Here is a 12116-nt window from a genome sequence, read left to right as displayed (position 1 = left end):
GACGACCTGAGGCTGGTGGCCCGGGCCGATCCGGTGGTACCGGTCCCCCTTTGGTCTTCTACGAGGGAAGGCCGGCGTAGGAGTGCAGTCCGGGGAAGTAGGTGTTGACGATGGTGAAGTTGAACACCAGGGCGGCGTAGCCGATGATCGAGAGCCAGGCGGCGCGCTCTCCGGTCCAGCCGCGGGTGGCGCGGGCGTGCAGGTACCCGGCGTAGATCACCCAGATGACGAAGGTCCAGACCTCCTTGGTGTCCCAGCCCCAGTACCGGCCCCAGGAGGCCTCGGCCCAGATGGCGCCGGCGATCAGGGTGAAGGTCCACATCACGAAGCCCACGGCGTTGATCCGGTAGGACCAGTTCTCCAGGCTCAGCGCCGAGGGCACCAGGCCCATGAAGGCCAGTCCCGGGGTGGCGCCGGCGCGGGTCTTGGCTTCGCGGCGGTGCTGGATCAACTGCAGCACGCTCATCGCGAAGGTCAGGGTGAACAGCGCCGAGGCCAGCACGGCGATAGAGACGTGGATGACGATCCACGGGGACTGCAGCGCCGGCTGCAGGTGCGCCAGCGGCGTGGGGAAGCCGATCGTCGCGGCGCACATCATGATCACCACGAGCCCCGCGACGAAGGTCCCCAGGAAGCGAAGGTCCTTGCGGATCAGGAACAGCAGGTAGACCACGGACACCAGCAGCGCGCCGGTGGTGCAGAACTCGTACATGTTGCCCCACGGCACCCGGGAGGCGGCCATCCCCCGGGCGATCACGGCGAACGCGTGCAGCAGGGTCGCGATGACCATCAGGGCCACCGCGACGTTGGCCACCGGGCGCCGGGTGGTGCCCAGGTAGTCCATGTCCTCGTCCACCAGCTCGTTCCCACCCGCACCGGTGCCGGTGTCGGTGCCGTTCGTGTGGGCGCCGGGGACCGTCCGCGTGCCCGTCCCGGCCCCCCGGGCCGGGCCCCCGACGCCGGCGCCGACCAGGTGCTCCCGCCGCGCCGGAGATTCGGTGGTGTCGGTGGTGCCGGCGGTGTCCTGTTCTCGGGCCAGTTCGGCCTCTAGGGCGCGGACGGTCTTGGAGGAGGTGGCCAGATCCAGGGCGAACAGGATGAAGGCGACGGCGTAGATCAGCGCGGCGATCAGCATGAACAGGTCGCTGTAGCTGGCCAACTGCAGGTTGATGGACGGCATGGGTTACTCCGGTCGGTTCTGGACGGGGCGGTCCGGGGTGGTGCCGGGACTCCCGGCGGCTGCTGAGGCAGTGGTGGGCGACGTGCCGGACGACGTGCCGGAGGTCGTGCCGGAGGTCGTGCTGGAGGTCGTGGGCGAAGAGGTGGTGGAGGACGAGGACAGCCCGGGCTCCTGCGGCGCGGTGACCGGCCAGAGCTGTTCGAACTTGCGGCGCAGGGCGAGGTTCTCCTGGCGCAACCCGAAATCCTCGCCGCGGGCCAGCAGCCCGTACTCCACCATGGTGGACCCGTCGGGCCCGGCGGTGCCCCGGACCCAGACCCGGCGGCGGCGCACGAACAGGCTCACCACCAGGGCTATCAGGGCCAGCACGGCAAACACACCCACGCCCCACTTGCCCGGGTCGTAGAGGATGTCCAGGCCGACGTAGGGCTTGACCCCGTCGAAGCTGATGGAGCCCTTGCCCTGGGGCAACTCATAGGACTCCCCCACCGACAAGGTGATGCCCCCGGCCTCGAGGTCGCGGGAGTTCAGCTCGGTGAGGTTCTCGGTGTCCAGCACGTAGACGTTCTGCGGCTTCCCCTCGTCCAGGCCGAGGTCGCCGTAGTAGGCGTTCAGGTTCAGCTCCGGATTGAACAGTTCGGGGTCGATCGAGACGGCCACCCCGTCCTCACCGGTGTAGGCGGTGGGCAGGAAGAACCCGACGAATCCGAGCTGATCGGGTCGGGCATCGGGGACCTTGATGGTCAGCAGCGAGGTGTACACCTCGTCCTGGACCTGGCCGACCACCGGGCCCTGGAAGGCGATGTCCCCGTTGCCGTCCCGCACGGTGACCTCCGGGGCGTAGCCGTTGCCAACCAGGTAGACCCGGGTGTCGCCGAACGCCAGCGGGTGGTTGACCTTCAGGATCCGCTCCTCCGGCTCGCCGGTGGTGCCGTCCTGGACCTCCATGACCGCGGTGAAGTCCAACGGCTGGCCGTAGTGCGTCTCCGACTCCCGGTCGAAGACCTTCTCGAAGCTCTTCAGGGACATCGAGAACGGCACCAGGCTGTCCTCGGAGAAGGCACCGCCGGGAGTGAAGGCATCGTAGGAGACGAGGGTGTTGGCGAACCCCTCTTCCCCCTCCACGAGGATTTTCTGCCCGGAGTAGCTCAACAAGCCGCCCACGGCCATGAAGGCCAGCACCCCGATCAGGGACAGGTGGAAGGCGATGTTGCCGACCTCCCGGACATAGCCGCGCTCGGCGCCCACGGAGGCGCCGCCCTCGGGCTCCTGACGGACCTCGATCCGGTAGCCGCGCTTGCGCAGCACCTGCGCGGCCTGCTCCACCGCCTCGCCCGGCGCGGGACCGGTGGGCTCGAGCACGACCCGGCCGTACTCCGGCAACCGGGAGAGCCGGCGCGGGGTGCGCGGCGGGGCCGCGCGGAGCACCTTGGCGTGCTTGACGGCGCGCGGGGCCACGCAACCGATGAGCGAGACGAACAGCAGCAGGTAGATCGCCGAGAACCACACCGAGGAATACACGTCGAACAGCTGGAACCGGTCCAGCCACTCCCCCAGCACCGGGTTGTCCTCCAGGTACTGGTTGACGATCTCCGGCCCCGCCGGGCGCTGCGGGAACAACGAGCCCGGCACCGCGGCCACCGCCAGCAGCAGCAACAGCATCAGCGCGGTGCGCATGGACGTCAGCTGGGTCCAAGCGAACCGCAGCGTGCCGAGCAGGCCCAGGGCGGGCAACTCCACGTCCTGGCGCCCGGAGCCGCCGCCCGGGGTGGGAGACCCCGTCGGGGCCGGGGTACTCGCCTGGGCCGCCTCGTCCCGGGCCACCCGCACGTTATCCTGCTGGCTCACCTCGGCCGCCTCTCATCCCTCGACTGCCCCTCATCCATCGGCTGCCTTTCGTCACTGGGGCACTGAGCCGGCAGCTGCACCGCCCGGGGGTCCCAGGCCCCGGCGGCCACCCGGCAACGGGCAAACGCCCGCGGCCTCCAGTCGGCAGGGCCGATCCCATTGCAGGGGCCGTCCGCCACCGTCCGGGTGGCGGTCAGAGGCCGGGGCCAGACGGTCATGGGACGCTCAGGCCTGTTCATCCAGCACGGTGGTGATCAGGGTGCGCAGCGTGGAGGGCTCGGCGATCCCCAGGATCCGGGCCGAGACCCGGCCCTGGCGGTCCAGCACGATCGTGGTGGGCACGGCCTGCGGGGGCACGTAGTCGGTCATCGCCAGCAGCACCTGGCCGCCGCGGTCCTCCACCGAGGGGTAGGTGATGCCGAAATTGCGCTCGAACGCCTGCGCGGTGGCGATCGTGTCCCGGACATTGATGCCCAAGAACCGGACGCCCTCGGGTTCGAACTGCTCGTGCAGTGCCTGCAGGTCCGGGGCCTCGACCCGGCACGGCGCGCAGGCGGCATACCAAAAGTTGAGGACCGCCGGCTCGCCGGCCAGGTCCTGCGCGGTGATCGGTTCCCCGGAGAACAAGGCCGAGCTGAACTGCACCGGCTCGCCCCGCTCGGCCGGTCCAAGCTCCATGACCGACCCGTCGCCGGCGATGTAGTTCTTGCCATCGGCGTTGCCGGCCTGGGCGGCCAGCGGATCATCCGCACCGCAGGCCGCCAGCAGTGGCAAGGACGCCACGCCGACCAGGCCGGCGAGGAACTGGCGGCGTCCGGGCCGAGGCGGCAGGCCGGGGGGCCGGCGGAGGGCCTCACGGTGAGGTCGAGGGGTGGGCATGACGTACCTCCGGTACTTCTGTCATCGGGGGTAGGACGACCCCCGAATTCTACAGGCTGTAGAAACAACGGGCGGGCTGGCGCGGTGGTCAGTCGGGGTGATGCCCCGGCCGGTGTGCAGGTTGTGGGGCTGGGCGGTCCGGGGGAAGTCTCTTAGACGGGGGTGGTGAAGGTGCCGGCGAGGTTCTGCAGTTGGTAGATCCAGGCCGTCCAGATCCCGGTGGCCATCAGGACGCCGACCAACACGAGCAGGGTGCCGCCGGCGATGTTGAAGGCGCGCATGTGGCGGCGCACGAAGCCCAGTGCGGTGCTCACCCAGCCCAGGCCTCTGGCGACGAGCACGAAGGGTATGCCTAGCCCCAGGCAGTAGACGAAGCCGAGTAGGGCCCCGCGCCAGGCCCCTCCGGTGGTGGTGCTGAGGGCCAGCACGGCGCTGAGGGTTGGCCCCATGCAGGGGGTCCAGCCGAGGCCGAAGCCCACGCCCAGCAATGGGGCCCCGGCCAGCCCGGTCTTGGGGGTGAACGTGAGGGCCTTGGTCCTTTGCAGAGCCGAGAGCATGCCCATCAGCGCCAGTCCCATGAGGATGATGACGACGCCGAGGATGCGGATCAGCAGGTCCTGCCAGCGCAGCAGCCAGCCGCCGATCAAACCGAAGGCGGCCCCGTAGAGGGTGAACACGGCGGCGAAGCCGAGGATGAACAGGCCCACTCCGGTCATCACCCTGCGACGGTTGTCCGGGCGGGTGGGGTCGGACAGCCCGGAGACGTAGCCGAGGTATCCGGGCACGAGCGGCAGGATGCAGGGTGAGATGAAGGAGACGATCCCGGCGATGGCGGCCAGCGGGATCGCCATCAGCAAGGCGCCGGACTGGACCGTCTGAGCGAAGTACTCGCCCATTGACTTCCTCCTGGTGGTGGTGGGTGGGGATGCGCGATGACGATCGCCTGGGGTGGGCCGTTGCTGGTGCCAGGGTGCTCAGGGACGCGGAAGGGTGGGCCCGGGCGGCCGGTGACCACGGCGGCATTGGCGGCTGGCCACGGGCGCCTGCCGGTCCCGTCCGGCCGCGCCGTGTGTGGTCCGTGTCAGGACTGGTGGTCGAGACGGGAAGGGGTCACAGCAGTGGTTCGGTGGTGTTCCCGCCGGTGGTGGACAGGACGGTCGAGCCGGTGACCAGCAGTGTTTCGGTTTGCCCGTCGTCGGTGATCCCGGCGCCCAGGGCGGAGGCCGTGCCGACCGGGCGGTCGCTGACGGTCCAGGTGTCGCCGCGGTCGGTGCTGGTCAGCAGGTGTCCGTCGGCGCCGGCCCCGACGGCGGTGGTGTCGTCGGCCCAGGCGACCAGGTGCATCAGCTGTGGGGTGTCCAGGGTGGTCCAGGTGGTGCCGTGGTCCGTCGAGCGCAGCATGCCGGTTTCCGTGGTGGCCAGCACGGTGCCGGTCGTCGGGGAGATCGCCAGGGCCGCCGGGGCGGCGGGGATCGTGAGACTCTGCCAGTTCAGGCCGTCGGTGCTGGCGCGCAGTTGCCCGTCGAAGCCGAGGACCCCGTTCGGGCCGGCGGCCAGGGCGTGGAAGTCGGATGCGCCCCCGCGGGAGAGCACCGTCCAGGTCTGGCCCCGGTCGGTGGACTTGGCCAGGCCCAGCGGTTCGGGCAGGTCGGTGCCCGGCGCGGGGTGACCGGAGGCCAGGTAGTGGCCTTCGGGGGTGAGGGAGAAGCCCATGAAGTCCACGACCGGACCGACCTGGGTCAGTTCCCCGTCCTGGAGGCGGAACAGCCCCTGGTGGGTAGCCAGCAGCACGTCACCCGACTCGGGGTCCCGGGTAATGGCGTGGACGTGGGTGATGGCCGTGCCGGTGCCCTGCGAGCTGGTGCCGGCCGGCGTAGACGTGGCGGGGTTCGGCGAGGCGCAGGCGGCCAGGGCGCCGGCGCCCAGCAGGGTCAGCCCGCCGGCGATCAGGGTTCTGCGGGTCAGGGTGGTCATGGAGCCTTTCCGCCCCGGCCAGGATGCGGGGCCACCTACCATTGTCGGCCGGTGCTTCACGGGCCCGGGGCGGTTTGCGTTGAAGATTTGATGAAGATTCCCCGCCGCGGGGCCGTTCGCTCCCGCCGAGGCGCGGGGCAAGGCGAGACTGAACACATGAACTCTGGCACTGGCTCGGCGGCCGGCCGGGTGTTGGTGGTCGATGACGAGAAGCCGCTGGCGCGCATGGTGGCCACCTATCTGGAGCGGGCCGGCTACGAGGTGGCCATCACCCACACCGGGCCCGATGCGGTACAGGCTGCCCGCACCCACGAGCCCGACGTGATGGTCTTGGATCTGGGTCTGCCCGGGTTGGACGGGATGGAGGTGTGCCGGCGGGTGCGGGCCTTCTCGGAGTGCTATGTGCTGATGCTCACCGCCCGCGGTGATGAGCGGCACCGGCTGGAAGGGTTGGCGGTGGGGGCCGATGACTACATCACCAAACCCTTCAGCGTCCGGGAGCTGGTCGCCCGGGTGGGGGCGGTCATGCGTCGGCCTCGCACGACGGTGGCCGCCCCGGAGCCCGAACGGGTCTACGGGGACCTGGTCATCGATCTGGCCGCCCACGAGGCCCGCGTGGATGGGCAGGCGGTGCCGCTGACGCGCACGGAGTTCGACCTGCTGGCCGCCTTGTCGGGGCGTCCGCACCAGGCGTTCTCCCGGCGTCAACTGATCGATATTGTTTGGGACCCGGCCTGGGTGGGTGATGAGCGGCTCGTGGACGTACACATCGGAAACCTGCGCCGCAAGCTCGATGCGGACCCGGCGCGTTATATCGACACCGTGCGCGGGGTCGGCTACCGGATGGCGGAGCAGTGAGCGGCCGGCGGCGTTACCAGGGGCTGGCGGCCCGGTTCTTCCTCGCGCAGTTGCTGGTGGTGGCGGCCAGCGTGTTGGCCGCGGTGGTGGCGGCCTCATTGGCCGGTCCCCCGTTGTTCCACGAGCACCTGGCCCAGGCCGGGGCCGGGCACGATGCAGCCCAGGTGCTGCACGTGGAGCAGGCCTACCGTGCCACCAACTTCTGGACGCTGGGCGTGGCCCTGGCCACGGCCCTGATCTGTTGCCTGGTGCTGACCTGGTATGTCGCCCGCCGGATCCAGACTCCGATCCATGCCCTGACCCAGGCCGCCCAGGCCATGGCCGGTGGGCGGTACGACACCCGGGTCCCGGCCATGGGAGCCGGAACCGAGGTGGAGGACCTGGCGGGCTCGTTCAACACCATGGCCGAACGGCTCGAGCGCATCGAGGACACCCGCCGGCGAATGCTTTCGGACCTGGCCCACGAGCTGCGCACCCCCGTCTCCGTGCTGACCGTTTACCACGAGGCCCTGCAAGACGGGGTCTCCCACTGGGATGAGCCCACCGGCGAGCTGATGGGTGAGCAATTGGCCCGGCTGACCCGGCTGGTGGAGGACATCAATGACGTCTCCCGCGCCGAGGAAGGCCGGATCGAACTGAACCGCACCGTCGAACCCGTGGCCGGGCTGCTGCATGCCGCCGCCGAGGCCCACCGCGAGGCCTACACCGCCAAGGGCGTGACCCTCGCTCTAGACGCCGATCCGGGCCTCGCCGTGGACGTGGACCGGCAGCGCATGGGCCAGGTCCTGGGCAACCTGCTCACCAACGCCCTGCGCCACACCCCTGCCGGGGGTCGGGTCAGCCTCCAGGCCCGGCAGGGCCCGTCCGGGGTCAGGCTCAGGGTCACCGACACCGGCGAGGGCATCTCCCCCGAACACCTGCCGCACATCTTCGAACGCTTCTACCGCGGGGACACCGCCCGCGACCGCGACCACGGCGGCTCCGGGGTCGGCCTGGCCATCTCCCGGGCCCTGGTCCAGGCCCACGGTGGCTCGCTGACCGCCACCTCCACCGGCCCGGGGACCGGGGCAACGTTCACCATCGACCTGCCCAGCGACCACAGCGCCCGTTCATCGTCCGCGAAACCCTGCCCCCCACCCCTTGAAGGATACCCCCCGGGGGTATATACCGGGAGTGGAGGTGCCCTCCGGCGCCGCCCCAAGACCTGAAGGAGACCGTCATGACCGACTCCCCCCGCACCCCGCTGCCGATGGCCACCACCGGCTGCTCCTGCTGCACCCCAGCCCCCGCCGGACCGGCCGAGGCCACGGCCCCCACCGGGCGCCAGAGTGTCGACTCGGCCGGGACGACAGCCGGTGCCGCGGCCTACCAGGTGGAGGGCATGACCTGCGGACACTGCGTGGGTTCCGTCGCCGAGGCGGTGAGCGCCCTGGACGGAGCAGACGACGTCCGGGTCGAACTGGTCGCCGGCGGGGCCTCCCTCGTCACCGTGACCGGGCCCGCCTCCGCGGGCGCCGTGCAGGCCGCTATCGAATCGGCCGGCTACCGCGTCCTCATCAACTGACCCATCCCCCGAGGTCGGCGACTTGCCGTCGAGGAGAAGGAACACCATGAGCACCCCGCACCACCCCGATCACCCCACCGGCCAGAACGCCGAGCATCCCCCACCGGCCGGCCATGCAGAGCACCCCCCGCACGCCGAACACCACGCCAACACCGACACCCACGGCCAGGCCATGCCGCACGGCCACGCGCACTCCGCGCTGGACGAGGAGCACCAGGTCCACAGCCACGGCCAGCACGCCGGGCACAGCACCGCGATGTTCAAGCACCGCTTCTGGTGGTCCCTGATCCTGTCGATCCCCGTGGTGATCTTCAGCCCGATGGTCGCCCACCTGCTGGGCTACCACCTGCCCGAGTTCCCCGGATCAGCCTGGATCGCCCCCGTGCTGGGCACCGTGATCTTCGCCTACGGGGGCACCCCCTTCCTCAAGGGCGGGCTGACCGAGGTGCGCTCCCGCCAACCCGGGATGATGCTGCTGATCGCCCTGGCCATCACCGTGGCCTTCCTCGCCTCCTGGGTCACCACCCTAGGGATCGGCGGGTTCGACCTGGACTTCTGGTGGGAGCTGGCCCTGCTGGTGACCATCATGCTGCTGGGCCACTGGCTGGAGATGCGCGCCCTCGGCGCCGCCTCCTCGGCCCTGGACGCCCTGGCCGCGCTGCTGCCGGACGAGGCCGAGAAGATCGTGGACGGGAACACCGTCACCGTGCCGATCGCCGAGCTGGCCGTGGACGATGTGGTCCTGGTGCGGGCCGGGGCGCGGGTCCCGGCGGACGGGCAGATCGTCGACGGCTCCGCCGAGTTCGACGAGGCGATGATCACCGGGGAGTCCCAGCCCGTGCTGCGCCAGGCCGGGGACACCGTCGTGGCCGGCACGGTGGCCACCGACAACACCGTGCGGGTGACCGTGGCCGCCGTCGGCACCGACACGACCCTGGCCGGGATCCAGCGGATGGTCGCCGACGCCCAGGAGTCCTCCTCCCGGGCCCAGGCCCTGGCCGACCGGGCCGCGGCCCTGCTGTTCTGGTTCGCACTGGTCGCCGGCATCCTCACCGCGATCATCTGGACGTGGCTGGGCAGCCCGGACGATGCGGTCACCCGCACCGTGACCGTGCTGGTCATCGCCTGCCCGCACGCCCTGGGCCTGGCCATCCCGCTGGTCATCGCGCTCTCCACCGAGAAGGCCGCGACCTCGGGGGTGCTGATCAAGGACCGGATGGCCCTGGAGCGGATGCGCACCATCGACGTGGTCCTGTTCGACAAGACCGGCACCCTCACCGAGGGCGCCCACGCCGTCACCGCAGTCGCGACGATCCCGGAGGTGTCCGAGGCCGAGCTGTTGGCCTATGCGGCCGCGGCCGAGGCCGACAGCGAGCACCCGGTGGCCCGGGCCATCGTCACCGCCGCCGGGCAGCACCCGGAGGCGGCCACGATGCGCAAGCGCGGTACCGACTTCAGCGCCGCCATGGGCCGTGGGGTGCGCGCCACCGTGGACGGGACCGAGGTCCTGGTCGGTGGCCCGAACATGCTGCGCGAACTGGCCATGGACACCCCGGAACCGATCAGCGAGAAGACGCGGGCCTGGGTCGAGCGCGGCGCCGGGGTGTTGCACGTGGTCCGTGACGGCTCCGTCATTGGCGCCGTCGCCGTGGAGGACAAGGTCCGGCCCGAATCCCGGGCCGCCGTGGCCGCCCTGCACGACCGCGGGGTCAAGGTCGCCTTGATCACCGGCGATGCCCGCCAGGTTGCCGAGGCCGTGGGCAAGGACCTGGGCATCGACGAGGTCTTCGCCGAAGTCCTGCCCCAGGACAAGGACACCAAGGTCAGTCAGCTGCAGTCCCGCGGGCTGAGCGTGGCCATGGTCGGGGACGGCGTCAACGACGCCCCCGCCCTGGCCCGCGCCGAGGTCGGCATCGCCATCGGTGCCGGCACCGACGTCGCCATGGAATCGGCCGGCGTCGTACTGGCCAGCAACGACCCCCGGGCCGTGCTGTCCATGATCGAACTCTCCCACGCCAGCTACCGCAAGATGATCCAGAACCTCATCTGGGCCGCCGGCTACAACGTCATCTCCGTCCCACTGGCCGCCGGCGTGCTCGCCCCGATCGGATTCGTCCTCTCCCCCGCGGTCGGGGCGATCCTGATGTCGGCCTCCACCATCGTGGTCGCCCTCAACGCCCAACTGCTGCGTCGGACCAATCTGGATCCCGCCCACCTGGCGCCCACCACCACCGAGGATCGGCGACCGGTCACGCACCAGGCCCCGGCCGTCACCCACTGAACCGACAAACCCACCATCAAGGAGCATCAGCCATGAAACGCACCACCACCCTGACCGGACTGGCCCTGGCCGCCGCCCTGGCCCTGAGCGGCTGCGGCGGCACCGAGACCGGAGGCGGCACCGAGACCACTTCGGCCCCGGCCGCCACGACCGCGGAGGCCGCGCCCACCGCCACGGACACCGCCACCAGCACGGCAACCGGCACCGCGGAGGCGATTGACGCCGAACACAACGACGCGGACATCATGTTCGCCCGGATGATGATCCCCCACCACCAGCAGGCGATCCAGATGAGTGAGATCATGCTGGCCCAGCAGGACCAGGACCCGCAGATCCGTCAACTGGCCGAGCAGATCAAGGCCGCCCAAGGCCCAGAGATCGACCGGATGAACGCCATGCTCAGCGCCTGGGGTCAGGAACCCATGGACATGGGCGACATGGGCGACATGGGAGGTGACATGGGAGGCATGGACCACGGCTCCGGGTCCGGGATGAGCGGGATGATGAGCCAGGAGGACATGCAACAACTGGAGAAGGCCCAGGGCACCGAGGCCGCCCGGCTATTCCTGGACGGGATGATCGAACACCACAAGGGGGCGGTCGACATGGCCCAGGAGGAGCTGGACAACGGGCAGAACCCCCAGGCCCAGCAGCTCGCCGAAGAGGTGATCACCGCCCAGGAGGCCGAGATCACCGAGATGGAACAGCTGCTCCAGAACTTCTGACCACCCACCTCACCACGCCGGAGGGGCCCGTCCATCAGGACGAGCCCCTCCGGCGTGGTGGCGGGTCAGCTCAGCGCAGCCAGCAGGTCCGTGCAGGCCTGCTCGCATCGCCGGCAGGCCTCGGCGCAGACCTTGCAGTGCTCGTGCATCTCCGCGTGGGAAGCGCATTCGTCCCCGCACGCCTTGCAGGCGGCCCGGCAGGCCTCCAGTAGGGCCCGGGTGGTCTCGATGTTGGTGCCGGTCTGCCGGGACAGCACGGCCCCGGTGGCAGCGCAAATGTCAGCGCAGTCTGCGTTCAGCCGGATGCACTGCCTGAGGTCGGCGACCATGTCTTCGGCCAGGCAGGCATCGGCGCAGGCCGTGCAGGTCTGGGCGCATTGGAAACAGGCCTGGATGCATTCGGCCAGTTTCTGCCGGTCGATGTTCCCGACCTCTCCCGGGTAGGTGTCGAGCATGGCGCTCACGTGATGGGTCATGAGGTGCTCCTTCGTCGATCCGATCGGTCCGACGCGCCGGTCGGAGCCGGCCCGCCATGCCACCGACCGTAGACCCACCGGTCCGCGCCGCTAAAGTGCTGGATCTTGAAGATTCCGTGAAGATCGTGATTCGCCACGATCATCCGTCCGCGGACGTTGCAACGGGGAGTTCCCGGTTGCCAGCGATCTTCGGCCGCGGCCGGCCTGCAGAGTCGGCGCCGGGGCCCCTGGTGCAGAATGGCAAATAGGCAACAGCCCCAGTAGCTCGCCTTCCGCGATTCCGCTTGCCTCGAATCCTTGTCGTCAGCTTCCGCCCGTCGTGCGGTGCTCC

11 protein-coding genes are annotated in these 12116 nt (G+C 70.3%); 5 read left to right on the top strand and 6 right to left on the bottom strand.

The window, feature by feature from the left end; all coding sequences use genetic code 11:
• Positions 1–58: 58 nt before the first annotated feature.
• From ccsB to GGQ69_RS01435, 5 genes are all read right to left on the bottom strand, one after another.
• Positions 59–1180: a c-type cytochrome biogenesis protein CcsB gene (ccsB, locus tag GGQ69_RS01455; RefSeq protein WP_183523658.1), complete on the bottom strand. Its 1122-nt coding sequence runs from the start codon at positions 1178–1180 to the stop codon at positions 59–61.
• 3 nt (positions 1181–1183) lie between these two features.
• Positions 1184–3028 carry a cytochrome c biogenesis protein ResB gene (locus tag GGQ69_RS01450; RefSeq protein ID WP_370577050.1) on the bottom strand — a complete coding sequence of 615 codons (1845 nt, stop codon included), beginning with the start codon at positions 3026–3028 and terminating at the stop codon, positions 1184–1186.
• A 225-nt stretch (positions 3029–3253) separates the two neighbouring features.
• The gene (locus tag GGQ69_RS01445; RefSeq protein ID WP_183523656.1) at positions 3254–3907 is read right to left on the bottom strand and encodes a TlpA disulfide reductase family protein; all 654 of its coding nucleotides are present in this window, start codon (positions 3905–3907) and stop codon (positions 3254–3256) included.
• Between the two features lie 152 nt (positions 3908–4059).
• Positions 4060–4803, bottom strand: a complete 744-nt coding sequence (locus tag GGQ69_RS01440) for a cytochrome c biogenesis CcdA family protein (RefSeq protein ID WP_183523654.1) — start codon at positions 4801–4803, stop codon at positions 4060–4062.
• A gap of 214 nt (positions 4804–5017) precedes the next feature.
• A complete protein-coding gene (locus GGQ69_RS01435; RefSeq protein ID WP_183523652.1) occupies positions 5018–5881 on the bottom strand; it encodes a F510_1955 family glycosylhydrolase in 864 nt (287 codons plus the stop codon).
• Between the two features lie 156 nt (positions 5882–6037).
• Between GGQ69_RS01435 and GGQ69_RS01430 the strand changes: the two genes are divergently transcribed.
• Genes GGQ69_RS01430 through GGQ69_RS01410 form a run of 5 tightly spaced genes read left to right on the top strand, consistent with a single transcriptional unit; the run spans position 6038 to position 11309 of the window.
• Positions 6038–6739 (top strand): response regulator transcription factor, encoded by a 702-nt coding sequence (locus GGQ69_RS01430; protein WP_183528154.1) that lies wholly within the window; start codon positions 6038–6040, stop codon positions 6737–6739.
• The gene (locus GGQ69_RS01425; protein ID WP_183523650.1) at positions 6736–7947 is read left to right on the top strand and encodes a HAMP domain-containing sensor histidine kinase; all 1212 of its coding nucleotides are present in this window, start codon (positions 6736–6738) and stop codon (positions 7945–7947) included. The genes GGQ69_RS01430 and GGQ69_RS01425 overlap by 4 nt, the downstream gene beginning before the upstream one ends.
• Positions 7948–7958: 11 nt before the next feature.
• Positions 7959–8303: a heavy-metal-associated domain-containing protein gene (locus GGQ69_RS01420; RefSeq protein WP_183523648.1), complete on the top strand. Its 345-nt coding sequence runs from the start codon at positions 7959–7961 to the stop codon at positions 8301–8303.
• A 46-nt stretch (positions 8304–8349) separates the two neighbouring features.
• On the top strand, positions 8350–10584 hold the full coding sequence (locus GGQ69_RS01415) for a copper-translocating P-type ATPase (RefSeq protein WP_183523646.1): 2235 nt from the start codon (positions 8350–8352) through the stop codon (positions 10582–10584).
• Between the two features lie 32 nt (positions 10585–10616).
• Positions 10617–11309, top strand: a complete 693-nt coding sequence (locus tag GGQ69_RS01410; protein ID WP_183523644.1) for a DUF305 domain-containing protein — start codon at positions 10617–10619, stop codon at positions 11307–11309.
• A 65-nt stretch (positions 11310–11374) separates the two neighbouring features.
• Here GGQ69_RS01410 and GGQ69_RS01405 read toward each other — a convergent pair whose 3' ends face one another.
• The gene (locus GGQ69_RS01405; protein ID WP_183523642.1) at positions 11375–11785 is read right to left on the bottom strand and encodes a four-helix bundle copper-binding protein; all 411 of its coding nucleotides are present in this window, start codon (positions 11783–11785) and stop codon (positions 11375–11377) included.
• Positions 11786–12116: the final 331 nt, after the last annotated feature.

Origin of the sequence: Micrococcus sp. TA1, assembly GCF_014199555.1 — a bacterium.
GTDB lineage: Bacteria > Actinomycetota > Actinomycetes > Actinomycetales > Micrococcaceae > Citricoccus.
The sequence above is the reverse complement of the archived record's forward strand: the minus strand, read 5'-3'. Positions and strand labels throughout refer to the sequence as shown.

Coding starts and splice junctions, on each gene's coding strand:
- ccsB (WP_183523658.1), bottom strand. CDS start 1,180: ATGCCGTCCATCAACCTGCAGTTGGCCAGCTACAGCGACCTGTTCATG.
- GGQ69_RS01440 (WP_183523654.1), bottom strand. CDS start 4,803: ATGGGCGAGTACTTCGCTCAGACGGTCCAGTCCGGCGCCTTGCTGATG.
- GGQ69_RS01420 (WP_183523648.1), top strand. CDS start 7,959: ATGACCGACTCCCCCCGCACCCCGCTGCCGATGGCCACCACCGGCTGC.
- GGQ69_RS01435 (WP_183523652.1), bottom strand. CDS start 5,881: ATGACCACCCTGACCCGCAGAACCCTGATCGCCGGCGGGCTGACCCTG.
- GGQ69_RS01430 (WP_183528154.1), top strand. CDS start 6,038: ATGAACTCTGGCACTGGCTCGGCGGCCGGCCGGGTGTTGGTGGTCGAT.
- GGQ69_RS01405 (WP_183523642.1), bottom strand. CDS start 11,785: ATGACCCATCACGTGAGCGCCATGCTCGACACCTACCCGGGAGAGGTC.
- GGQ69_RS01415 (WP_183523646.1), top strand. CDS start 8,350: ATGAGCACCCCGCACCACCCCGATCACCCCACCGGCCAGAACGCCGAG.
- GGQ69_RS01445 (WP_183523656.1), bottom strand. CDS start 3,907: ATGCCCACCCCTCGACCTCACCGTGAGGCCCTCCGCCGGCCCCCCGGC.
- GGQ69_RS01410 (WP_183523644.1), top strand. CDS start 10,617: ATGAAACGCACCACCACCCTGACCGGACTGGCCCTGGCCGCCGCCCTG.